The 24,059-nt window shown below is 31.1% G+C and carries 25 protein-coding genes, 1 tRNA gene and 1 pseudogene; 15 read left to right on the top strand and 12 right to left on the bottom strand.

Going from position 1 to position 24,059, the window contains the following annotated elements:
* Nucleotides 1-74: 74 nt before the first annotated feature.
* Entirely contained in the window at nucleotides 75-1,499 is a 1,425-nt protein-coding gene (locus tag ACIQZC_RS02055) for an ATP-dependent RecD-like DNA helicase (protein WP_396137598.1), read from the top strand.
* 24 nt (nucleotides 1,500-1,523) lie between these two features.
* Nucleotides 1,524-2,255, top strand: coding sequence for a 3-deoxy-manno-octulosonate cytidylyltransferase (gene kdsB / locus ACIQZC_RS02060; RefSeq protein ID WP_396137574.1), 732 nt, complete (start codon nucleotides 1,524-1,526; stop codon nucleotides 2,253-2,255).
* On the opposite strand, the gene ACIQZC_RS02065 is transcribed toward kdsB, so the two are convergent.
* Complete coding sequence (locus ACIQZC_RS02065; protein WP_396137575.1) at nucleotides 2,252-2,956, bottom strand: potassium channel family protein; 705 nt, start codon at nucleotides 2,954-2,956, stop codon at nucleotides 2,252-2,254. The genes kdsB and ACIQZC_RS02065 overlap by 4 nt on opposite strands.
* Nucleotides 2,956-3,618, bottom strand: a complete 663-nt coding sequence (locus ACIQZC_RS02070) for a spermidine synthase (protein ID WP_396137576.1) — start codon at nucleotides 3,616-3,618, stop codon at nucleotides 2,956-2,958. The genes ACIQZC_RS02065 and ACIQZC_RS02070 overlap by 1 nt, the downstream gene beginning before the upstream one ends.
* A 57-nt stretch (nucleotides 3,619-3,675) precedes the next feature.
* On the opposite strand from ACIQZC_RS02070, the gene ACIQZC_RS02075 reads away from it, so the two are divergent.
* Nucleotides 3,676-4,236, top strand: coding sequence for a 1-acyl-sn-glycerol-3-phosphate acyltransferase (locus tag ACIQZC_RS02075; protein ID WP_396137577.1), 561 nt, complete (start codon nucleotides 3,676-3,678; stop codon nucleotides 4,234-4,236).
* A 5-nt stretch (nucleotides 4,237-4,241) separates the two neighbouring features.
* On the opposite strand, the gene ACIQZC_RS02080 is transcribed toward ACIQZC_RS02075, so the two are convergent.
* Nucleotides 4,242-4,688: a helix-turn-helix domain-containing protein gene (locus tag ACIQZC_RS02080; protein WP_396137578.1), complete on the bottom strand. Its 447-nt coding sequence runs from the start codon at nucleotides 4,686-4,688 to the stop codon at nucleotides 4,242-4,244.
* Nucleotides 4,689-4,980: 292 nt separating this feature from the next.
* On the opposite strand from ACIQZC_RS02080, the gene ACIQZC_RS02085 reads away from it, so the two are divergent.
* From ACIQZC_RS02085 to ACIQZC_RS02095, 3 genes are read left to right on the top strand one after another with little or no spacing between them, the layout of a single operon-like run.
* Nucleotides 4,981-6,135: a M14 family zinc carboxypeptidase gene (locus ACIQZC_RS02085; RefSeq protein ID WP_396137579.1), complete on the top strand. Its 1,155-nt coding sequence runs from the start codon at nucleotides 4,981-4,983 to the stop codon at nucleotides 6,133-6,135.
* A gap of 57 nt (nucleotides 6,136-6,192) precedes the next feature.
* Nucleotides 6,193-6,672, top strand: a complete 480-nt coding sequence (locus ACIQZC_RS02090; protein WP_396137580.1) for an Lrp/AsnC family transcriptional regulator — start codon at nucleotides 6,193-6,195, stop codon at nucleotides 6,670-6,672.
* A gap of 40 nt (nucleotides 6,673-6,712) precedes the next feature.
* The gene (locus tag ACIQZC_RS02095; protein WP_396137581.1) at nucleotides 6,713-7,222 is read left to right on the top strand and encodes a DinB family protein; all 510 of its coding nucleotides are present in this window, start codon (nucleotides 6,713-6,715) and stop codon (nucleotides 7,220-7,222) included.
* A gap of 38 nt (nucleotides 7,223-7,260) precedes the next feature.
* Here the strand turns inward: ACIQZC_RS02095 and ACIQZC_RS02100 are convergent, their stop codons facing one another.
* From ACIQZC_RS02100 to aroB, 4 genes are all read right to left on the bottom strand, one after another.
* On the bottom strand, nucleotides 7,261-7,620 hold the full coding sequence (locus tag ACIQZC_RS02100; RefSeq protein ID WP_396137582.1) for a DNA primase: 360 nt from the start codon (nucleotides 7,618-7,620) through the stop codon (nucleotides 7,261-7,263).
* Nucleotides 7,621-7,708: 88 nt separating this feature from the next.
* On the bottom strand, nucleotides 7,709-8,683 hold the full coding sequence (locus tag ACIQZC_RS02105) for a deoxyhypusine synthase family protein (RefSeq protein WP_396137583.1): 975 nt from the start codon (nucleotides 8,681-8,683) through the stop codon (nucleotides 7,709-7,711).
* The gene (locus tag ACIQZC_RS02110) at nucleotides 8,683-10,104 is read right to left on the bottom strand and encodes an arginine decarboxylase (RefSeq protein WP_396137584.1); all 1,422 of its coding nucleotides are present in this window, start codon (nucleotides 10,102-10,104) and stop codon (nucleotides 8,683-8,685) included. The genes ACIQZC_RS02105 and ACIQZC_RS02110 overlap by 1 nt, the downstream gene beginning before the upstream one ends.
* Nucleotides 10,105-10,400: 296 nt before the next feature.
* Entirely contained in the window at nucleotides 10,401-11,468 is a 1,068-nt protein-coding gene (gene aroB, locus ACIQZC_RS02115; RefSeq protein WP_396137585.1) for a 3-dehydroquinate synthase, read from the bottom strand.
* A 94-nt stretch (nucleotides 11,469-11,562) separates the two neighbouring features.
* On the opposite strand from aroB, the gene ACIQZC_RS02120 reads away from it, so the two are divergent.
* Entirely contained in the window at nucleotides 11,563-12,729 is a 1,167-nt protein-coding gene (locus ACIQZC_RS02120) for a proline dehydrogenase family protein (protein WP_396137586.1), read from the top strand.
* 242 nt (nucleotides 12,730-12,971) lie between these two features.
* On the opposite strand, the gene ACIQZC_RS02125 is transcribed toward ACIQZC_RS02120, so the two are convergent.
* The 5 genes from ACIQZC_RS02125 to ACIQZC_RS02145 all read right to left on the bottom strand — a co-directional run bounded on the left by ACIQZC_RS02125 (nucleotide 12,972) and on the right by ACIQZC_RS02145 (nucleotide 16,930).
* A tRNA-Val gene (locus ACIQZC_RS02125) sits at nucleotides 12,972-13,046 on the bottom strand.
* A gap of 160 nt (nucleotides 13,047-13,206) precedes the next feature.
* Entirely contained in the window at nucleotides 13,207-13,593 is a 387-nt protein-coding gene (locus tag ACIQZC_RS02130; RefSeq protein ID WP_396137587.1) for a DUF4258 domain-containing protein, read from the bottom strand.
* Nucleotides 13,594-13,668: 75 nt separating this feature from the next.
* The gene (locus ACIQZC_RS02135) at nucleotides 13,669-14,865 is read right to left on the bottom strand and encodes an alanine dehydrogenase (protein ID WP_396137588.1); all 1,197 of its coding nucleotides are present in this window, start codon (nucleotides 14,863-14,865) and stop codon (nucleotides 13,669-13,671) included.
* 70 nt (nucleotides 14,866-14,935) lie between these two features.
* Nucleotides 14,936-15,349, bottom strand: coding sequence for a tRNA (adenosine(37)-N6)-threonylcarbamoyltransferase complex ATPase subunit type 1 TsaE (gene tsaE / locus ACIQZC_RS02140; RefSeq protein WP_396137589.1), 414 nt, complete (start codon nucleotides 15,347-15,349; stop codon nucleotides 14,936-14,938).
* 27 nt (nucleotides 15,350-15,376) lie between these two features.
* A complete protein-coding gene (locus ACIQZC_RS02145) occupies nucleotides 15,377-16,930 on the bottom strand; it encodes a PglZ domain-containing protein (protein WP_396137590.1) in 1,554 nt (517 codons plus the stop codon).
* A gap of 133 nt (nucleotides 16,931-17,063) precedes the next feature.
* Between ACIQZC_RS02145 and ACIQZC_RS02150 the strand changes: the two genes are divergently transcribed.
* The 8 genes and pseudogenes from ACIQZC_RS02150 to ACIQZC_RS02185 form a co-directional block, all read left to right on the top strand.
* Complete coding sequence (locus ACIQZC_RS02150) at nucleotides 17,064-18,299, top strand: HD domain-containing protein (protein ID WP_396137591.1); 1,236 nt, start codon at nucleotides 17,064-17,066, stop codon at nucleotides 18,297-18,299.
* Nucleotides 18,300-18,422: 123 nt separating this feature from the next.
* The gene (lpxD, locus tag ACIQZC_RS02155; RefSeq protein ID WP_396137592.1) at nucleotides 18,423-19,439 is read left to right on the top strand and encodes a UDP-3-O-(3-hydroxymyristoyl)glucosamine N-acyltransferase; all 1,017 of its coding nucleotides are present in this window, start codon (nucleotides 18,423-18,425) and stop codon (nucleotides 19,437-19,439) included.
* Between the two features lie 18 nt (nucleotides 19,440-19,457).
* Complete coding sequence (locus ACIQZC_RS02160) at nucleotides 19,458-20,846, top strand: bifunctional UDP-3-O-[3-hydroxymyristoyl] N-acetylglucosamine deacetylase/3-hydroxyacyl-ACP dehydratase (RefSeq protein ID WP_396137593.1); 1,389 nt, start codon at nucleotides 19,458-19,460, stop codon at nucleotides 20,844-20,846.
* A gap of 59 nt (nucleotides 20,847-20,905) precedes the next feature.
* Nucleotides 20,906-21,691, top strand: coding sequence for an acyl-ACP--UDP-N-acetylglucosamine O-acyltransferase (lpxA, locus tag ACIQZC_RS02165; RefSeq protein ID WP_396137594.1), 786 nt, complete (start codon nucleotides 20,906-20,908; stop codon nucleotides 21,689-21,691).
* Between the two features lie 27 nt (nucleotides 21,692-21,718).
* Entirely contained in the window at nucleotides 21,719-22,285 is a 567-nt protein-coding gene (gene efp / locus ACIQZC_RS02170; RefSeq protein ID WP_396137595.1) for an elongation factor P, read from the top strand.
* A 78-nt stretch (nucleotides 22,286-22,363) separates the two neighbouring features.
* On the top strand, nucleotides 22,364-23,305 hold the full coding sequence (locus ACIQZC_RS02175; protein ID WP_396137596.1) for a UDP-3-O-(3-hydroxymyristoyl)glucosamine N-acyltransferase: 942 nt from the start codon (nucleotides 22,364-22,366) through the stop codon (nucleotides 23,303-23,305).
* A complete protein-coding gene (locus ACIQZC_RS02180; RefSeq protein ID WP_396137597.1) occupies nucleotides 23,295-23,657 on the top strand; it encodes a nuclear transport factor 2 family protein in 363 nt (120 codons plus the stop codon). The genes ACIQZC_RS02175 and ACIQZC_RS02180 overlap by 11 nt, the downstream gene beginning before the upstream one ends.
* An 84-nt stretch (nucleotides 23,658-23,741) precedes the next feature.
* Nucleotides 23,742-24,059 (top strand): annotated as a pseudogene (locus ACIQZC_RS02185) (succinate--CoA ligase subunit alpha); the annotation flags it as partial.

Raw genomic sequence — 24,059 nt, forward strand, 5'->3', positions numbered from 1 at the left:
TTTCCAATCATATCTCTTTTCTTTCAAAAATCAACACTATATTTGATAATTAATTAAAGCCCTTTCTGTAAATGATTACTTCATCGTTGTTTTATAAGTTACTGCATCAAAATTTTTTGTTTCAGCCTACTGAAAAGCAAAATCTTTTTTTTCAAAAAATAGCTGTTTTTTTATTGAATACTTCTAATGATGAAATTTTTGTATTAAAAGGATATGCAGGTACTGGAAAAACGACTATTATTTCGACAGTAATTAATCATTTGGAGGTTATAAATATGAAATGTGTTTTGTTAGCGCCAACAGGTCGTGCGGCAAAAGTTATTAGTAATTATTCGGGAAAACCCGCTTATACGATACACAAGCGTATTTATTTTCCTAAAAAGTCTAAAACAGGAGGGGTTAGTTTTACGCTTCAGCAAAATAAATTTAAGGATACCATTTTTATAGTGGATGAGTCTTCAATGATATCCGACACTTCGCAAGATTCAAAATTATATGAAAATGGATCGCTTCTAGATGATTTATTTTTTTATGTGGAAGCTGGTAAAAATTGTAAACTATTACTCGTTGGAGATACCGCTCAGTTGCCACCGGTTAACATGACAATTAGTCCTGCGTTAGATATCAACACACTTTCCTTGCATTATCAAAAGAATGTGCAGCATATTGAACTGGATGAAGTCATGCGACAAGCCGAAACTTCAGGAATATTATACAACGCAACGCAATTGCGTGATTTATTAGATTCTCATTTTATTGATACCTTTCAATTCAACTTAAATGGTTTTAAAGATATTGTTCGATTGCAAGACGGATATGATATTCAAGATGCTATTCAGGGAGCCTATGATAATTACGGATTAGAAGATACCGTTTTTATCGTGCGTTCAAATAAAAGAGCCAATCAATATAATCAGCAAATACGCACATCCATCTTATCTAAAGAAAACGAACTTTCAACTGGAGATTATTTAATGGTGGTAAAAAATAATTATTTTTGGTTGAAAGAAGAATCTGAGGCCGGATTTATTGCTAATGGCGACATCATTGAAATATTGGAAATCAGGAAAATTCAAGAACTTTACGGCTTCAAATTTGCCACCGTTAAAATAAGAATGGTTGATTATCCTAATCAAGCGCCTTTTGACACGATTTTGATGTTGGATACCATAACTAGCGAATCGCCTTCGTTAACTTATGATCAGTCTAATCAATTGTATCAAGAAGTATTGTTAGATTATGATGACGAAAGACAACAGTATAAAAAACTTCAAAAAGTAAAGGAAAACGAATACTTTAATGCTTTACAGGTTAAATTTTCATACGCAATTACCTGTCATAAATCACAAGGTGGACAATGGAAAACAGTCTTTGTAGAACAACCTTATTTACCCGATGGTATTGATGTAGATTATGTAAGATGGCTCTATACTGCAATTACTCGTGCTCAAGAAAAGTTATATTTAATCGGATTTAAAGACGAATATTTTAAAAATTAATACTTTTGTAAAAATAAAACCAATATGAAAATAATAGCTGTAATTCCCGCTCGCTATGCTTCCACAAGATTTCCTGCAAAGTTAATGCAAGATCTAGGAGGTAAAACCGTTATTCGCAGAACCTATGAAGCGGCGGTAAGTACAAATTTATTTGACGATGTTTTTGTGGTTACCGATTCGGATTTAATTTATAACGAAATTGTTTCGAATGGAGGCAAAGCAATCAAATCGATTAAAGAGCATGAAAGTGGAAGTGATCGAATTGCAGAAGCAATTGAAAATATGGAAGTGGATCTTGTAATCAATGTTCAAGGTGATGAACCGTTTATTAATAAAAAACCACTAGAAGTACTAATTGAAGTCTTTAAAAACGATGTCGAAAAGAAAGTTGATTTAGGTTCGCTAATGTTTCAAATAACCGATAAAGAAGAGATAAACAATCCTAATAATGTAAAAGTCATTACTGACCAAAATGGTTTTGCTTTGTACTTTTCACGTTCGGTTATTCCATTCCCTCGGGATGAAAACGCTGGTGTTCGTTACATGAAACACATCGGAATTTATGCTTTTAGAAAACAAGCCCTTTTAGATTTTTATAGTTTGCCATTGTTGTCGTTAGAAGCTTCAGAAAAACTAGAACAACTTCGCTATTTGGAATACGGAAAACGCATTATGATGGTAGAGACAACTCACAGCAGTATTGGTATTGATACCGAAGAGGATCTTGAAAAGGCACGAAAATTAATTAATAATTAAATTTGTTCATCATCAAAATATCCTTTGCTTTTTATTTTTGTAGAAAAGAAATTCAGGAATAAAATCACAAACAATAAAAAGAACATTGCTTGGAGACTAACTAGGACTTTTCCAAAAGTTGTTATTGGGTAATAATCTCCAAAACCTATAGAATTTGAACTAATTACACTAAAGTAAATAGAATCAAACCAATGTTCAAACGGTTTATTCATATTTTCACCTATAGTATATAAAACTGCGAAAGAAAACACAATTTCGATATAGTTAAAAAACAGTAAAAGCATTGATCTTTTGTAGGAACGTGGTCTTGAAAATAAATCAGAAGCAAATATTAATGTTGGTATATAAAATACGGTTTCAAGTAAAACATAAATTAGTATGTAAATTATGTATGGTTCATGTTGCAAATTGAATTTTAAAATTATTATTGGAAAAATAACTTTAGCAAGAACATAAATATCTATTGCTAGATCTTGGTATTCATGTCCTTTTTTTGAAGCTAAATATTTGATATATATTCCTGGGAATATCAATTGCGTGGAAGATAAAAATAATCGAACAATTTTTTCAATCCCATTATCTTCTTGATGGTCATTATCCCAAATAGATTTAATATTTAAAATCCTTTTTTGAATAGGATTGTATTTTGGAATATAATCTTTAGCCACCTTACCTAATAAAAGTTTTTTAAATAAATTCATTAATTCAATTTTTTAATAGTAAATAATTCGTTGTGTTCTTCAATTTTTGGATATAATCTAACAGAATAATTGCTGTCAAACTTACTTTTATAAATAGCATTTCTTCTTCTATCGTTATATTTTAAAGCCATAGTATTAAAAAGTATAAAGCCATTTACATTCAGTAAAAAATTAATTCTATTTATAAAAAAATCTTCAAATAAAAAATTAGGCATTGTAGTGTCTTGAAAAACATCAATTATGATTAAGTCATAGGTGTCTTTGGTTTTTAAAACAAATTCAAAAGCATCATCTATAACAATTTCTAGATTATCATACTTGTTTAATCCAAAGTATTTATTAGCTATATCTACAACAGTAGCATCAATTTCAACACCTGTGATTTTACCATTAAACTTCACTTCTTTTTTTAATGTTTCTATAACGCTTCCTCCAGCAACTCCAAGAACTAAAATTGATTCAAAATTTCTAATTCTTTCATAACCAATATATTTCAACCCTTTTTTTAATGCACGTTGTAAACTACCAAATGAGTAATTAGTATTTTTCGAATCCAATACTAAATAACCATTATTCCAAGTAACTTCAAGATTTTTACTTGTTTTTGAAGGAGTTTCATATACTTTAATGGGTAAAAAATAACTTAATAAACGTTTAATCATTTAGATTTTGTTTGTAATCGTAAATATAATTTTATTTTTGTCATAAATTAGCCACCGATGAAACAAAAACTGTATAAATTTATTTTCTGCACACTTTTTGGATGGAAAGTTATTGGTACGATAACTCCAGACATAAAGAAATGTGTACTTATTGCAGTTCCTCACACGAGTTGGTGGGATTTTTTCTTAGGAATTTTTACTCGAGGGATTCTTAACATCGAAATTAATTATGTTGCCAAAAAAGAGTTGTTTGTTTTTCCTATTAATTATTTTTTTATATGGACGGGAGGTAGGCCTTTAAATCGTGAAAAAAATGAAAATAAAGTAGATTCTATTGCTGCAGTATTTTTGAAAAATGAAGTTTTTAGATTAGCCATTGCTCCAGAAGGCACTAGAAAAAAAGTAACCGAATGGAAAACCGGCTTTTATTACATTGCTTTAAAAGCTAATGTTCCTATAATTGCAGTAGCTTTTGATTATGGTAAAAAACAAGTGGTATACAACGAACCCTATTATCCAACGGGAAATATTGAAACAGATATTGCTAATTTAGAGCATTATTTCATTGGTGTTGTAGGAAAAAATCCAGAACTTAGTTATGTTCCTAAACAGAAGTAATAAATTTAAGATTGATAATTTTTAAAACTTCCATCGGTGTAAAAAATAACGATTCGTTCTATTGTTTTTACTTCACTATTTGATAAACTAATCGATTTCTTTTCTACTTCGTTGTTTATAAAAGGTTGCTTACTATTGGTATGATCAGTTGAAAATAAATCAGAGGTATTTGTTTCGTCAGATGTTACTTCTTGTTTAGTTGATTGAATGCTAAAATTTTTCTCAGATGTTGGAAAAGTTCCTTTACCATTTAAAATCCAATACAAATCTAGTTCAGGAAATACTTCAATAACTTTTATGATAAAATCCAAACTCGGTTTATTTCGACCAGAGAGTAGGTGAGATAAACTAGAACGTTGAACATTGATTTTATCAGCAAAAGCGGAAGCCGATAAATTGTAATAATCCAATATAATTTCTAAGCGTTTAATGAAATCGTCTATGTTTACCATTGTAATTATTGAAAGAATTAAATATTTGTTACAAATGTAAATTATTATTTATTAAAATACAATATCAGTAACGAAATTAATTCTTTTTTAATTAAACACTTAGTTTATAAAAGTTATTATAATACATTGATTTTTAAATAAATAAATACAAATTATTGATTAATTTGTTTTTGTAAACAAACACTATGATAAATGACATAAAGGATGTTTACAAAAGTGAATTAATAAGTAGTTTAAGTTGTTTACATTTGTAAATACAAACTTGTTTACATTTGTAAATCAAAAAATAAGTATGGATTTTTTAGCATTAGCCACCAAATATCTTGTTTCAGATTTGAAAGGAAAGTATATTCATTTAGGTATGATTGAACCTCTTTTTAATTCTTTAAAGAATGAATTTGAAATTACTAAAATTGGTCAATCTGTAAAAAAAAATAGTATTTATCAAGTTAAAATTGGATCAGGGAAAACAAAAGTTTTAATTTGGTCACAAATGCATGGTAACGAACCTACAACAACTAAAGGGCTTTTTGATTTTTTAAATTTCTTAAATTCAGATTCGGAATTAGCAAATAAAATAAAGCGTGAATATACTTTATTGTGTTTACCAATGCTAAATCCTGATGGTGCATTAGCTTATACAAGAGAAAACGCTAACGAAGTTGATTTAAATAGAGATGCTGTGGCTGAAACTCAACCTGAAATGCAATTGCTAAAGCGAATTTATAATGAATTTAAACCCGATTTTTGTTATAATTTGCATGATCAGCGCACTATTTTCGGTACTTCAGATTATAACTTACCCGCAACAATTTCGTTTTTAGCTCCAGCTTTTGAGAATTCATGTACTTACAATTCTACTAGATTAAAAGCGGTAGAAGTTATTAATACTATGTTTGAAGCTTTAAATCCCTATTTACCTAATCAAATAGGGCGATTTGATGATAGTTATAACGTGAATTGTACAGGTGATTATTTTACGACTCAAGGAACTCCAACAATTTTATTTGAAGCCGGGCATTTTAATTCTGATTACAATAGGGAAGAGAGTAGAAAATTTGTTTTTGTTGCCTTGTTGTCTTCGTTTTTGAATAAAAGCGAAAACGTTGTAGTTAATAACGTTTTGACTAATTATTTGAGAATTCCTCAAAATAATAAATGTTTTTTCGATTTTATCTATAGAAATGTGAAAATTATTGATAATAATGTTGAAAAAATAATTAACTTTGCAGCTCAATATCAGGAAGTATTAATTGCAGATAAAATTGAATTTGTAGCAATTATCACTAAAATTTCTGATTTAGAAAATTATTTTGGTCACGTTGAATATGATTGTCAATCGATGCTTTTTTCATTAGATGGAAAAAATTATCCTGAAATAGGAGCAAAAGCAACTTTTAACATTGATAATTTAACTTATTTTGATAACGGGATAAAAATAATTTAATAAATTTGAAACGATATTGATAAAAAGTCAATTATTTAACATTTATTATAAGTACTTATGAGTAAGTTTCGTTTAGATGAAGTTGATCATCAAATTTTAGACATGTTAATTGATAACACGAGAATTCCTTTTACAGATATTGCTAAAAAATTATTAATTTCTGCAGGAACGGTTCATGTTAGAGTTAAGAAAATGGAAGACGCTGGGATTATTCAAGGATCTTCACTTACATTAGATTATGAAAAATTAGGGTATTCTTTTATAGCCTATGTGGGAGTTTTTTTACACAATACTTCACAAACAAAATTTGTTTTAGAACGAATTAATCTAATTCCTTATGTTACTGTTGCACATGTAACTACAGGAAAATTCAATATCTTTTGTAAGATAAGAGCAAAAGATACTAAACATGCTAAAGAAGTAATTTTCATGATTGATGATATTGAAGGTGTGTATCGAACAGAAACAATGATTTCTTTAGAGGAAAGTATTAACGACAAAAAACGATTAATGCATACCATTTTTAAAGAATTATAATATTAAGCCTCACCTGAGGCTTTTTTAATATCTTATACTGATGAATATTTTGCACACAAACGAATATGTTCCATATCAAATGAATTATATCAAATTAGTTTCGGAACAAAATATTTTAAAAGGATTGATCAATCAAAAAGAAGAAATGATTCATTTTTTTAATTCAATTCCTGTATTTAAACAAGAATACAGTTATGAAGAAGGTAAATGGACTATTAAAAATCTTCTTCTGCATTTAATTGATGCCGAGCGGATATTTGCATACAGGGCTTTGCGAATTGCAAGAAACGATACAACAGCTTTGCCTGGCTTTGATGAAAATGCCTTTGTTGTTTCAGCAAATGCTAATGAACGTGATTTTGAGAGCTTGTTAAAAGAATATGTTATTGTTAGAGAAGCCACTTTAATTCTATTTGAAAATTTTTCAACAACTGATTTATTAAAAATTGGAACCGCTTCAGGCGCAAGTGTTTCTGTAAGAGGTATTGGATATTGTATTTTAGGGCACGAACTTCATCATAAGCAAGTTATAATAGAGCGCTATTTATAAATTAAAAAGGGAATTCATAATTGAATTCCCTTTTTAATTTAATCTTCGTCTTCTATATCTTCTGGATCTTCTGAATCATTAGTTAATTGTTCTTCGTCTGATTCATCTTCATCATCTTCAATATCTAATTCTTTTAGACCTTCAATTTTATCAACAACTACTTCTTCTGTAATGATGTCATCTTCATCATAATTCTCTATTCTATCCGATAACTTAGTACTTACTTTTACTAAAAATATAGTATCAGTTGTACGAACTTCTACTGCTTCAACAGTTTCATTTTTGGCATTTTTAAAACGGATGATATCTGAATCATCATAGCCATCAGGAAATTTCTCAACTAGTAGGGTTAAGATTTCATTTGTTAATTTTGCGTAATCAACAATAACTCTTTTCATCGGGTAGTTTTTAATCTTGTAATTTCGTCAAATGTAATATCCTTAAATTATATTTTCAAGTAATTTGAACTATTTTTTTAATTTTTTTTTACCATCCTAAAATATAAGCAAACATCAATGGGGCAACTATCGTAGCGTCAGACTCTACAATGTATTTTGGGGTATGAATATCTAATTTTCCCCAAGTTATTTTTTCGTTTGGAACTGCTCCAGAGTAGGAACCATAACTCGTTGTTGAATCTGAAATTTGGCAAAAATAACTCCAAAATGGTACATCGTGCATTTCCATATCTTGGTATAACATTGGTACAACACAAATTGGAAAGTCACCCGCAATTCCTCCACCAATTTGAAAAAAACCAATTCCTTTACCATCACAATTTTTTGGATACCAATCTGCCAACCACATCATGTACTCAATGCCACTTTTCATTGTCGTTGGTTTGAATTCCCCTTTGATGCAATAGGACGAAAAAATATTCCCCATGGTACTGTCTTCCCATCCAGGAACTACAATTGGTAAATTCTTTTCAGCTGCAGCTACCATCCATGAGTCGGACGGGTCAATTTCATAATATTGTTTTAACACACCCGAATTGATCATTTGGTACATAAATTCATGTGGAAAATAACGTTCTCCTTTAGAATCGGCATTATTCCAAATATCAAATAAATGCGATTGTAGTCTTCTAAAAGCTTCTTCTTCGGGAATACAAGTATCTGTAACGCGGTTGTAATGATTTTCTAATAAATCCCATTCTTCTTGCGGAGATAAATCTCTGTAATTTGGAACTCTTTTATATGAATTATGCGCTACTAGATTCATAATATCTTCCTCTAGATTGGCTCCAGTACAAGAAATAATATGTACTTTGTCTTGACGAATCATTTCGGCTAACGACTTTCCTAATTCAGCAGTACTCATTGCACCTGCTAACGTAATCATCATTTTTCCATTGTCTAATAAATGCTCTTCATATCCTTTAGCAGCATCAACTAACGCTGCAGAATTAAAATGTAGGTAATGCTTTTCAATAAACTGACTAACTGGTCCTTTACTCATTATATCTTTTTTAATTTTTCTTTCTTTTTATTATATCCTAAAATTTCTAATACTTCTTCAGCTTTTTGTTGTTCAGAAAATACTTCTGTAGCAATAATTCCGTTTTTATCTTTGTCAATTAAGATGTGTTTTGGTTGGGGTAAAATACAATGACTTAATCCACCAAAACCTCCAATGGTTTCTTGATAGGCTCCTGTATTAAAGAACCCAATATATAAAGGTTTTTCTTTATTGTACTTGGGTAAATAAACAGCATTCATGTGTTGTTCTGAATTATAATAATCATCACCATCACAAGTTAAACCGCCTAATAAAACCCGCTCATACATATCATTCCATCGGTTTACTGCCATCATTACAAAACGTTTGTTGATTGCCCATGTATCAGGTAAAGTGGTTATGAACGAAGAATCAATCATGTTCCAATTTTCTCTATCATTTTGTTTCTTTTGATACAAGACTTGATATAATGCGCCACCGGCTTCACCAACAGTAAATGACCCAAATTCAGTAAAAATATGCGGCACATCAACTTCAGCGTCATCACAAGCAATTTTAATTTGGTTTAAAATCTCATCGACCATATACTGGTAATCATAATCAAAAGCCAACGAATTTTTAATAGGAAAACCACCACCAATATTTAAACTATCTAACGAAGGACATTCTTTTTTCAAGGCAATGTACACTTTCATACATTTTAATAATTCATTCCAATAGTAAGCTGTATCTCGAATACCTGCATTGATAAAAAAGTGAAGTATTTTTAATTCCACTTTTTTGGTATCCGCAATTTGCTTTCTATAAAATGGTAAAATATCTTTGTATCCGATACCTAAACGTGATGTATAAAACTCAAACTTAGGCTCTTCTTCCGCAGCAATTCTAATTCCAATTTTAAATTTACCATCAATTTGTTCTTGTAATAAATCTAATTCTTCAAAATTATCAATAACTGGAATCGTGTTCTTATGACCGTTATTAATTAATCGAGCAATATTGGTTATATATTGATCTCGTTTAAAACCGTTGCAAATAATATAAGTGTTCTTGTTTATTTTACCTTGCTCCATCAAATTTTCAACAATATTGATATCGAAAGCAGACGAAGTTTCAATATGAATATTATTTTTTAAAGCTTCATTTAAAATAAATTCAAAATGCGAACTTTTTGTACAATAACAATAAAAATATTTTGCATCATAGTCATGCTTTTCCATGGCATTTCTAAACCACATTTTTGCCCTATTGATGTTTTGAGAGATTTTAGGTAAGTATGTAAACTTCAAAGGCGTTCCATACTGCTCTACTAATTTCATTAAGTCGATGCCATGAAACTGTAAATTATCTTTATTTAAGGTAAACTCTTCTTGTGGAAAATAAAAAGTTTGATTGATTAAGTCGTAATATTTTGTGTTCATTTTGAAATTTTGGATTTAAAATAATTATGAAGTAACTAAATGCAGATGTGACATAATTTTCAAACTCTAATATTTGCAAAACGTATAGGGAGTTTTTCGCTTAGTTTTTTTGATGATTGAAATAAACCTATAGAAAGAAATGAAAAAATAAGACAAACTAAAGAATCAATGACAGAACGATAAGTCATTCTATTATTGAGAAATCTCTTGCGATAGGTGTTGTTTTTATTTTCTTTCATTCGGGCAAAGTTAAAAAATAAAATAGCTTAACAAGTATTGTTGCTTAAAAAAATAACTTATTGGTAATAATCCTCAAAAGCCTTGTAAATCAATGATTTATCTATTGTTTGATTGATAACTGATTTGCCAATTCCATCTAAAAGCACAAATTGCACTTTTCCAAACTCATTTTTCTTGTCATAATTTAGCAGTTCAATGATTTTTTCAATGGCATCAGGAGTAAACAATATAGGTTCAAAAAAATCACTAATAATGTATTTAACTTCTTGATATTCATCATTGTTCAGTAATCCCGTCTCTTTAGAAAGATAGCTTTCTAAAATCATTCCAACAGCAATTGCTTCACCGTGAAGGAGTGTGATTTGCGAATTTTCTTCTAAAAAATAACTTTCAATTGCATGACCAAGAGTATGCCCAAAATTTAATGATTTCCGAATATTTTCTTCTCTCAAATCTATCGATACAATTTCGTTTTTAATTTGAATTGATTGATGAATTAAAACTTCTAAATGATTTGTATTTAAATCTTTTAAGTTTTTAAATTTGTTCCAATAAGGTTTGTCAAATATTAATCCGTGTTTCAGCATTTCAGCTAATCCTGAACGCATTTCGTTCTGAGGTAGTGTTTCTAAAAAATGAGTATCAATTACAACAGCTTTTGGTTCGCGAATGATGCCTATTTGATTCTTCAAATGATCTAAATCAACGCCGTTTTTTCCTCCAACGGAAGCATCTACCATAGCCAGTAACGTTGTTGGAATATTGATAAAATCGATTCCTCTTTTAAAGGCACAAGCTACAAAACCTCCTAAATCAGAAATTACACCACCGCCTAAATTAAGTATAATACTTTTTCGATCGGCGCCTAATTCTGACAATGCTCCCCAAACCTCAGTGCATGTCGCTATATTTTTATGAATTTCACCCGCTTCTAATTCTATGATTTCAATTTCGATTTCTGTTGCTAAATTACTCAGAAAATGAGGCAAGCAATACTGTGATGTATTTTCATCGACAAGAATAAATAGTTTTGAATACTCATTAGGAAGTAGGATGGAAGCCAATGAATCATATCCAGTTGTTCCAAAATAAATATTATAATTAGTACCCGAAATTGTTTGCATGTGAAAGCTTGAATTTTATTGCAAAATAAGGTAAATTTTATTTAAAATTCGTAAAAACTCATGTATATTTGTGTCACTTTTTATCAAAAATATCATGAACAAATTATTTGACAATACTCAAGTTGCTTTTTCTTTAAAAAGTGATGCCGAGTTAAAACGAGCTTATTTCTTATTCAATATGATTGGATGTCAACCACTTGTAAAAATAGGAACAGCAGTTACTAATTTTGCGTTAAAGGCTCATTTGCCGGTAGAAGGGTTGATTCGTGCTACTGTTTTTGATCATTTTTGTGGTGGTGTTACAGAAAAGGATTGCTTAAAGGTTGTCGATAAATTATATACAAAAGGCGTTTCTTCGGTTTTGGATTATTCGGTAGAAGGTAAAGAAGAAGAGGCACAATTTGACGCTGCTTTAGCAATGACATTAAAAACTATTGAATTTGCTAAAGAACGTGAAGCAATTCCGTTTGCCGTGTTTAAGCCAACTGGTTTTGGTCGAATTGATTTATATGAGAAAGTAGGAGCGAAGGTTACCTTATCTGAACCAGAGCAAGATGAATGGAACAGCGTTATCAATCGTTTCGATATTGCTTGTAAAGCTGCTTTTGAAAAAGATGTTATGTTATTGATTGACGCTGAAGAAAGTTGGATGCAAGATGCTGCAGATAGTATAGTTACTGATATGATGAGAAAGTACAATCAACAAAAAGCTATTGTTTTTAATACATTACAAATGTATCGATGGGATCGATTAGCTTATTTAAAACAATTACATGAACAATCTGAAACTGAAGGTTTTCATATTGGGATGAAGCTAGTTCGTGGTGCTTACATGGAAAAAGAAAACGCAAGAGCCGCAGAAAAAGGATTAAAATCTCCTATTTGTATTTCTAAAGAAGCCACTGATATTAATTATGATGCTGCGGTGTTATATATGGTTGATCATCTTGATCAAATGGCCATTTTTGCAGGCACACACAACGAGGAAAGTTCGTATATATTAATGCAGTTGTTAGATGAAAAAGGCATTTCAAAAGACGACAAGCGTATCTTTTTTGGACAATTATTAGGTATGAGTGATAACATAAGTTTCAATTTAGCAGCAAACAAGTATAACGTTGCTAAATACTTACCATTTGGACCCGTTCGTGATGTGATGCCCTATTTAATAAGAAGAGCACAAGAAAACACTTCAGTAGCCGGACAAACCAGTAGAGAACTTACTTTGATTAAAAAAGAAAAAGAGCGAAGAAGATTGTAATTTTAAAATCCTGCAATAGTTGATTTTTAGAGTATCTGAATAAAAAAAGCACTTCATAAGAAGTGCTTTTTTGTGGGCGATTGCCTGTTCAGTTTTTCGGAAAGGGGTTCGAACCCTGACTCTCCCGATGGAATCGGGATGCTCTGAACCAGCTGTGCTAATCTTTTTGCTTATTTTTTTCGTTTTTTAGACTATCAATAGTCTTTAAATAAAAAAAGCACTTCATAAGAAGTGCTTTTTTGTGGGCAATGAGGGGTTCGAACCCCCGACCCCCTCGGTGTAAACGAGGTGCTCTGAACCAGCTGAGCTAATTGCCCCAATATTTTTTAATCTTGCTGAGCCCTGACCCTCCCGATTGCATCGGGATGTTCTGAACCAGCTGAGCTAATTGCCCTAATAAAATGCTTTACTAAAAAAGTAATGCGAGTGCAAATATACAAGGTTAATTTAGTTCTACAAGAGATTCACTAAAAAAAATTACTTTTTTTCAATCTTTTCTAATAGAACTTTTGTAGGGTAATTTACCATTGTAATAGTAATGTCTTCATTTTTAGAAGTTTTACCTTCAATAATATATATTTTTCCTTTTCGATACGGTTCGTTACTTTTTTCAAAATCAACGTCTCCATATGTTAAACTTTGTTTGATATCTTCTAAAGTAACCCATTTTTCTTTGATCGATTGTTGAGCAAGTGAATCAATTTCAAGTGATTTACTTCGCAAATCTTTCAAAACCCGACAATTAGGAAAATAACAAAACTCAACACCTCGACTAGTTGCTTTTGATTTTAAAAACCACATAACAAAGATGCCTCCAAGTAATAATCCGAATAAATAATAAGCTAAACGAAACTGAAATTTCATACCATTTAAATTTGTGCAAATTTAGTGTAAATTACACAAATAACCACATCGATTGGTTGATGTTTTAAAGTGGAGTTAAAAAACAATTAGATTGATATCTCGGTGTTCTAAATTAAACCAATCGGCAATAGCTTTATTTGTTAATAAACCATGATAGTTATAGATGCCATGCTTTAGACCACTATTGCAACGAATGGCACTTTCAATACCGCCATCTTCGGCAATTTGTAATAAAAATGGAGAAATAATATTACTGATAGACATGGAAGCTGTCTTAGAATAACGTGAAGGAATATTGGGAACACAATAATGAATTACGCCATTTTTAATGAATGTTGGTTTTTCGTGCGTTGTTACTTCTGAGGTTTCAAAACAACCACCAGTATCAATACTTACGTCAACAATTACGGCACCTTTTTTCATATGTTCCACCATTGTTTCCGTTACAACAATTGGAGCACGATTTTTTCCTTTCATTGCGCCAATAGCTACATCGCATCTTCGCAGTGCTTTGAGTAACGATTTATCTTGAATAGTTGAAGTAAAAATTCTTTGATTTAAAGTGTTTTGTAATCGACGTAATTTAGTAATAGAATTATCAAAAACTTCAACACTTGCGCCTAATCCTAAAGCAGTTTTAGCAGCAAATTCAGCAACTGTGCCTGCACCAATAATGACTACTTTCGTGGGAGGAACTCCTGTAATATTTCCAAAAAGTAACCCTTTACCGATGTTTTCACCAATCATTAATTCTGAAGCAATAAGAATAGAAGCAGTACCCGCAATTTCAGATAATGATTTAATAGCTGGATACGAACCATCTTCGTCTTTAATGAATTCAAAAGCTAGAGCTGTTATTTTTTTTGAAGCTAATGCTTCAAAATATTCTTTTTTCTGTGTTTTTATCTGAATGGCCGAAATAATAATAGTTTCCGGGTGCATCATTTCAATTTCCGATAGCGAAGGAGGTTCTACTTTTAATATCATTGGGCAACCCATTACTTTTTTCGTATCGTTAGTTATTTCGGCTCCTGCATCACTATATTCTCTGTCGGAATAACTAGAACTTTCTCCAGCACCAGCTTCAATCATGACGCGGTTTCCATGAGAAATCAGAGAAGAAACGGCATCAGGAGTTAAACAAATACGACGTTCTTGATAAGAAGTTTCCTTTGGAATACCAATAAATAGTTCGCTTTTGTGTCGAGCAATCTCCAATTTTTCTTCTTGTGGAAGTAATTGCGATTTTGAAAAAGGACTATAAATTGCCATAACGTTTTAATTTTAAAAAGCCAAATTACTAATAATTTTTAAATTTTAAAGCAGTTGGTATCTGAATCCCCTAATTTTTTAATACTAATTCTCTTTTTCCGTCGGCTAAAACTTTAATTGAAATGCTGGCATGATCAATTGGAATTAGGTTGGGCGTTTTTTCGGGCCATTCAATAAAACACCAATCGTCTGAATAAAAATATTCATCAAGTCCCATATCATAACCTTCTTCTTCAGAGTTCAATCGGTATAAATCAAAATGATATACTATAGCACCTTCATAGGTACGATATTCATTTACTAATGAAAAAGTAGGACTGCTTGAGTTATCTTGAACGCCTAATTCTTTTACTATTTCTTTAATCAAGGTTGTTTTTCCAGCTCCCATTTGAGCATGAAATGTAACTACTTTTTTTAATGATGTCGTAGCTAAAATTTGTTTAGCAACGGTCGATATTTCGTCTAACGAAAAAATTATAGTCATATAATTATTCTAGTTTTATGGATCTCTTTATCGGGGCTCAAATATCAAAAATGGAATCACCATTTCTTCTAATGAAATTCCACCGTGTTGATAGGTATTTCGATAATAACTTACATAATGATTAAAGTTATTTACGTAGGCCAAAAATAAATCATTTTTTGCAAATATGAATGAACTACTCATGTTTAAAGAAGGTAATCCTATTTTTTTTGGATCTTTTACCGAATAAACATCTTTATCTTCATAGGACAAACTTTTCCCTGTTTTATATCGCAAATTTAAACTGGTGTTTTTATCGCCAATTACTTTTGAAGGATTTTTACAATTTATGGTTCCGTGGTCTGTGGTTATTATTAAACGAAATCCTAGCTGTTGCGCTTGTTGGATCATGTCTAGTAATGGTGAGTTCTTGAACCAACTTAAGGTTAATGAGCGATAAGCTTTATCATTTGATGCTAATTCTTTTACTACATCCATTTCGGTTTTAGAATGAGAAAGCATGTCTACAAAATTGTAAACAATAGTTGTGAGATCATTACCTTTTAGGGATTTAAAATTTTCGGCTAATTTTTTTCCAGCAGCAAAATTGGTAATTTTGTAATATTCTTGTTTGATGTTCAAACCTAATCGCTTTAATTGTTCCGATAAAAATTCGGCTTCAAACTGATTTTTACCTCCTTCATCAACATCATTTTTCCAATATTGTGGATATTTTTTTTCCATTTCTAGTGGTGTTAACCCCGAAAAAATGGCGTTTCTTGCATATTGAGTGGCTGTAGGTAAAATTGAAAAATAGCTTATTTCCTTTTCAAGTTTGTAATAGTTGTTTATTGTACTTTCAAAGGCTTTCCATTGGTCATATCGTAAATTATCAATCACGATAAATAAAATAGGTTTGTCTTTTTTGCGAATTTCGGGTGCAACATATTCGCCAAAAATTTCATGAGAAAGTGATGGTTTATCTGCTTTGGGAAAAAACCAATCTTCATAATTACGTTCGATAAATTTTCCAAATTGCGAATTCGCTTCTGCTTTCTGACTTTCTAAAATCTCAACCATGCTTTGATCTTCAATATTTTCTAATTTGAGTTCCCAAAACAATAATTTTTTATACAATTCTACCCAATCTTCATAAGAACGAACCATGGCCATATCCATCGCAATTTTTCTGAATTCTTTTTGATAATCAAGCGTAGTTTTTTCTGAAATTAAGCGCGAATGGTCTAAATTTTTCTTTAAACTCAATAAAATCTGATTTGGATTTACGGGTTTAATCAAATAATCGGCAATTTTAGAACCAATTGCTTCTTCCATTATATATTCTTCTTCACTTTTTGTAATCATAATTACAGGAATTGAAGATTTTTTTTCTTTGATTTCAGCTAAGGTTTCTAATCCGCTTAAACCTGGCATATTTTCATCTAAAAAAACAATATCAAAGTTCTCGGTATCAAATAAATCGATCGCATCTTGACCATTGTTACATGTGGTAACATGGTAGCTTTTCTTTTCTAAAAAAAGGATGTGTGGTTTTAATAAATCAATTTCATCATCTACCCAAAGGATTTTTATTTGGCTCATTTTTTACTTTATTTGGTGCAATTTACTTATTATTAAACGACGATTGTATTAAAATTAGTATAATTTTTTGGAATAGTTTTAAACAATTCGGTTTGGAAAAATTGCTTACATTTGTTACTCTAAATTGATACTTGTGAGCCAAACGAATAAACTCAAAATTTTTAACGATCCGATCTATGGTTTTATTACCATTCCTAACGCTTTAATTTACGATTTAATACAACATCCATATTTTCAACGATTGCGTCGAATTTCACAAATGGGAATGTCTTATTTGGTTTATCCAGGCGCTCATCACACTCGTTTTCACCACGCATTAGGTTGCTTGCATATCATGCAAAAAGCAGTTGAAACATTAAAATTTAAAGGTGTTTCGATATCACAAGAAGAGGAAGACGCTTTGTATGTTGCCATTCTTTTGCACGATATTGGTCACGGTCCGTTTAGTCATGCAATGGAACATAGTATTGTAGAAGAAGTGCATCATGAGGAGTTGTCTTTGCTTTTTATGGAAGAATTAAATAAAGAGTTTGACGGAAAATTATCTTTAGCTATTCAAGTTTTTAAAGGTGATTATCCTAGAAAATTCATGTTACAATTGATTTCAAGTCAGTTAGATATGGATCGAATGGATTATTTAAAACGCGATAGTTTTTATAGCGGTGTAGCCGAAGGAAACATTAATAGCGATCGATTAATCCAAATGATGAATGTGCAAAATGATGTTTTGGTAATTGAAGAAAAAGGGATTTATTCGGTTGAAAAATTTTTAGTAGCCAGAAGATTAATGTATTGGCAAGCCTACTTACATAAAACCAGCGTTGTTGCAGAATTGATTTTAACAAAAATCTTAAAAAGAGCTAAAGAATTAACGGAAAGTGGTATTGAGTTGCCCTGCAGTGCATCGTTACATTTTTTCATGGTGAATAAAATTTCATTAGTTGATTTTGATAAAAATAGTTTAGACAAATTTTCTTATTTAGATGATTTTGATATTATGGGCGCTATAAAAACATGGCAATTTAACGATGATTTTGTGCTTCAAAATTTATGTCGAATGGTATTGAATAGAGATTTATTAAAAATTCAAATCACTGATGTTAAACCAGATAAAGAACGATTGTTAGCAATTAAAAATGAGTTCATGAAATCAGCTTCCATTTCAGAGAATGAAGCTGCCTATTTTGTGTTTAAGGGAAAATTGAAAAATCAAGCTTACAGCAAATCTAGCGAACCAATTTATATTCTTAAAAAAGATAAGACCATTGAAGATGTTGTTGCAGCATCAGATCAAATGTACTTAAAAGCATTGTCTAAAGAAGTAACAAAATATTACATCTGTTTTCCAAAAGTAGTGCTCGGAATTTAAGAGTTTAATTTAATTTTTATATTTTTGCACCTATAAAAAATGCAAAGTTGTATATTTGATAGCTTTGAGTGGTTTTATATTTATCATTTCGTGCAGTAGTGCGAAATAAACATCAAATTTTAAATGAAATTTACAGCAGCGCAAATAGCCGGTATTTTAGAAGGAGAAGTAGTAGGGAATCCTAATGCCGAAGTATATAAATTATCTAAAATAGAAGAGGGAACAGAAGGTTCTTTAACCTTTTTAGCCAATCCTAAGTATACTAATTTCATTTATTCTACTCAGGCAACTATTGCTATTGTTAATGCTTCATTTGAGCCTGAACAACAAATAACAACAACGTTGATTAAAGTTGAAGATGCTTATAAATCGTTTTCAAAATTATTAGAATATTACAATCAAATTAAATTGATGAAATCAGGAATTGAGCAGCCTTCGGTTATTTCTGAAGGAGTTACTTATGGTGCTGATTTGTATTTGGGTAGTTTTTGTTATGTAGGTACAAATGTTTCTATAGGCAATAATGTTAAAATATATCCCAATAGTTTTATTGGTGATAACGTAACAATTGGAGATAATTGTGTATTTTTTGCCGGAGTTCGTATTTATTCTGAAAGTGTAATTGGAAATAATTGTACTATTCATTCTGGAACTATAATTGGTCCCGACGGATTTGGATTTGCACCTCAAGAAGATGGTTCGTACAAAAAAGTACCACAAATTGGCAATGTTATTATTGAAGATAATGTAGAAATTGGTGCCTGTACAACAGTAGATAGAGCCACTTTAGGGTCAACAATTATTAGGAAAGGTGTTAAATTAGACAATCACATTCAGGTTGCTCATAATGTAGAGATTGGAGAGAACACTGTTATAGCTGCTCATACTGCAATTGCCGGTTCTACAAAAATTGGTAAAAATTGTATGATTGGTGGTCAAGTAGGTTTTGCAGGGCACTTAACAATAGGTGATCGTGTAAAAATTCAAGGCCAATCAGGAATTGGTAAAAACTTGGCAGACGACGAAGTGGTTCAAGGTAGTCCGGCATTTAATTATGGCGATTTCGCAAAATCATTCGTTCATTTTAAAAATTTACCAAAAATTGTTTCCGATATTGAGGAATTAAAAAAACAACAATAATAAAAATAGAGTACAGTCATGGTTAAACAAACCACAATAGCTAGTGAAATTTCATTAACAGGAGTAGGATTACATACTGGTCAAGAAGTTACAATGACATTTAAACCAGCTCCAATTAATAATGGATTTACATTTGTAAGAGTTGATTTAGAAGGGCAGCCAATCATTGAAGCTGATGCAAATTATGTAGTAAATACTCAACGCGGAACTAATTTAGAAAAGAGAGGTGTAATGATTCAAACTCCAGAGCATGTATTAGCAGCGTTGGTGGGATGTAATCTTGATAATGTTATTATTGAATTAAATGCTTCAGAATTACCTATTATGGATGGTTCTTCAAAATATTTTGTGGAAGCAATTGAAAAAGCTGGTTTAGTAGAGCAAGATGCTGAACGTAAAATATATGTTGTCAAAGATGTCATTACTTATACAGATGAAGCAACAGGAAGCGAAATTACAGTTATTCCGAGTGATCATTATTGTGTGGCTGCTATGGTAGATTTTGGTACAAAAGTATTGGGTACACAGAACGCAACCATGAAAAACATTACTGAATTTAAAAAAGAAATAGCAGATTGTAGAACCTTTAGTTTTTTACATGAATTAGAAAGTTTATTAAATAATGGTTTAATTAAAGGAGGAGATTTAAATAATGCTATTGTTTATGTGGATAAAGAAATTTCACCTGAAACAATGGAGAATTTGAAAAAAGCATTCAACAAGGAGCGTATTTCAGTAAAAGAAAATGGTATTTTAGATAATCTTACTTTGCATTATCCAAATGAAGCTGCTCGCCATAAATTATTAGATATTATAGGTGATTTATCATTAATCGGAACAAGAATTCAAGGTAAAATAATTGCCAATAAGCCCGGCCATTTTGTAAACACTCAATTTGCTAAAAAACTATCCAAGTTAATCAAATTAGAAGAACGAAATAATGTCCCTACTTACGACATAAATAAAGATCCTGTTTTAGACATCCACGGAATAATGGATTTATTACCCCACAGACCACCATTTTTGTTAGTTGATAAAATTCTAGAACTTTCAGACACGCATGTCGTAGGATTGAAAAACGTAACTATGAATGAAGATTTCTTCGTCGGACATTTTCCTGGGGCTCCAGTAATGCCAGGTGTTTTACAAGTTGAAGCAATGGCCCAAACCGGTGGTATTTTAATTTTAAGTACGGTTCCAGATCCAGAAAATTATCTAACTTATTTCATAAAGATTGATAATGTTAAATTTAAAAACAAAGTATTACCAGGTGATACATTGTTTTTTAAATGCGACTTAATTTCACCTATTAGAAGAGGTATTTGTCACATGCAAGCTTATGCTTATGCTAATGGAAAATTGGTATCTGAAGCCGAATTAATGGCTCAAATTGTGAAAGTAAAATAAACCCAGAAAATACAAAACATCCTTATAAATGAGGAAAATAAAAATATAAAAATAAATATATGAATCAACCATTAGCTTATGTGCATCCCGGTGCGAAAATAGCAAGAAATGTTGTAATTGACCCATTTACAACCATTCATAATAATGTTGAAATAGGTGAGGGAACTTGGATTGGTTCAAATGTTACCATCATGGAAGGTGCCAGAATAGGTAAAAATTGTAATATTTTTCCTGGTGCAGTAATTTCGGCCGTTCCTCAGGATTTAAAATTTGGTGGTGAAGAATCACTTGCGGTAATTGGAGATAACACTACTGTAAGAGAGTGTGTTACAATTAATAGAGGCACGGTTGCTTCAGGCCAAACTAAAATTGGAAGTAATTGTTTAATTATGGCTACTGCACATATCGCTCATGATTGTCATATTGGTGATAATGCCATTATTGTTAATGGTGTAGCGCTTGCAGGTCATGTTACCGTTGGAAATTATGCAATTATTGGAGGACTAGCAGCGGTACATCAATTTATTTCAATAGGTGATCATGCTATGATTTCTGGGGGTTCATTAGTGCGTAAAGATGTTCCTCCTTTTACAAAAGCAGCAAAAGAACCGTTATCTTATGTTGGAATTAATTCCGTTGGATTAAGACGAAGAGGTTTTTCTACTGAAAAAATTAGAGAAATTCAAGATATCTACCGAATTTTATATCAAAAAAATTATAATACCACTCAAGCATTAAGTATTCTTGAAGCTGAAATGGAGGCAACCACAGAACGTGATGAGATTCTAGATTTTATTCGAAATTCTTCACGCGGAATCATGAAAGGTTATACAGGATCCATGTAAAATAAACTAATTTTTAAATAAAACAAAATGGCAAGTACTTCAGATATTAGAAACGGATTATGTATAAAATACAACAACGATATTTATAAAATTATTGAGTTTCTTCACGTTAAGCCTGGCAAAGGTCCAGCTTTTGTGAGAACAAAATTAAAATCTTTAACCAATGGAAAAGTATTGGATAATACTTTTTCTGCTGGACATAAAATTGAAGAAGTGCGAGTAGAAACACATACTTTTCAGTATTTATATGCAGAAGGTGATCAGTTTCATTTTATGAATAATGAATCATTTGAACAAATTACTTTAGACAAAAAAGTATTAGACGCGCCAGATTTATTGAAAGAAGGAACAAACGTAATGATTCAAATCAATGCTGAAACTGAAGCTCCATTGTCAGTAGATATGCCTGCTTCAATAGTTTTAGAAGTTACTTATGCAGAACCTGGTGTAAAAGGAAATACTGCCACAAATGCTACAAAACCAGCCACGGTTGAAACAGGAGCTTCTGTAAATGTACCCTTGTTTATTAATGAAGGTGATAAAATTAAAATCGATACTTCTACTGGAAATTATATGGAGCGAGTAAAAGAATAATTGATAGTAAAATGGGAAGAGTAAATAGCCAATTACTAATTACTTTTATATATTTCCCTAACCATGAATCACAATTAAATGAAATTTCCGAAAATTCAAACTTTAAAAGAAATCGCACAAATTATCAATTGTAATTTTGTGGGTGATGCTCATTTTCCTGTTCACGGAATGAATGAGATTCATGTTGTTGAACCTGGCGATATCGTATTTGTAGATCATCCTAAATATTACGATAAAGCTTTACAATCTGCAGCAACTATCATTTTAATAAATAAGGAAGTTCAATGTCCTGAAGGTAAGGCTTTATTAATTTCCGATGATCCATTCAGAGATTTTAATATACTTACAAAGCATTTTAGACCTTTTCACGTTTCAAATAGTGCTATTTCAGATTCAGCTAAAATTGGGTCAGGATCAATAATTCAACCGAATTGTTTTATTGGACATAACGTACATATTGGTAAAAATTGTTTAATTCATTCCAATGTTTCCATTTACGATAATACTGTAATTGGTGATAACGTAATTATTCATGCAGGAACTATTTTAGGAGCTGATGCTTTTTATTATAAAAAACGTACAGAAGGATTTGACCAATTACTTTCTGGTGGACGAGTTATTATTGAAGATAACGTAGGAATTGGCGCACTTTGTACAATTGATAAAGGCGTAACTGGTGATACTACTATTGGAGAAGGAACCAAAATTGACAATCAAGTGCATGTTGGTCATGATACAATTATTGGTAAAAAATGTTTAATTGCTTCTCAAACAGGCATTGCAGGTTGCGTTATTATTGAAGATGAAGTTACGCTTTGGGGTCAAGTAGGAACTACAAGTGGTATTACCATTGGAGCTAAAGCTGTTGTAATGGGTCAAACAGGTGTTACCAAATCAATTGAAGGTGGAAAATCTTATTTTGGAACGCCAATTGAAGAATCTCGTGAAAAATTAAAGCAATTGGCAAACGTTAAACGTATTCCTGAAATTTTAGAAAAATTAAAACAAAATGACAAATAAAGAGAAAATCGAGTTTTTGTTAAAAGAACAAGGAATTAGAGATAAACAGTTTTTAGATACTCTAATTCATGAAAACTTTAAACTAGAGTGGGATAGCTCAACTGGAAATTCTGTTTTAGACAAGCAATTTATTTTGAATATAAGTGATGTTATCAATTTAAATTACGAAATTTTTTATTCTGAAATAGCACACCTAATTGAAGATAAAAATAAGATTGTTGTAAAATACAACCATAAAGTTGCCACCATTGAAAACCCAAAAGAAATCATGCTCATTGCAAAGGTGGTTGCAATTTTCACTTTTGAGGATGGAAAAATCATTGATGGATATCTAATTAGCCAACCTAATTAAAAAAATCTATTGAAAACCGCCTCAGTATTTAGTAAAAAACTTACTTTTGCAGCACAATTTTAAACACAAATTAATTCATATATCATGAGCGTTTTAGTTAATAAAGATTCAAAAATAATTGTTCAAGGATTTACAGGTAGCGAAGGAACTTTCCATGCCTCACAAATGATTGAGTACGGAACCAATGTTGTTGGAGGAGTTACCCCAGGAAAAGGTGGATCAACTCATTTAGACCGCCCTGTTTTCAACACGGTTAAGGATGCTGTAGATAAAGCAGGAGCAGATACTTCAATTATTTTTGTACCACCAGCTTTTGCAGCTGATGCAATTATGGAAGCTGCTGACGCAGGAATCAAAGTAATTATTGCAATTACTGAAGGAATACCTGTGGCAGATATGATT

Origin of the sequence: Flavobacterium sp., from assembly GCF_044338735.1 — a bacterium.
Taxonomy (GTDB): Bacteria; Bacteroidota; Bacteroidia; order Flavobacteriales; family Flavobacteriaceae; genus Flavobacterium.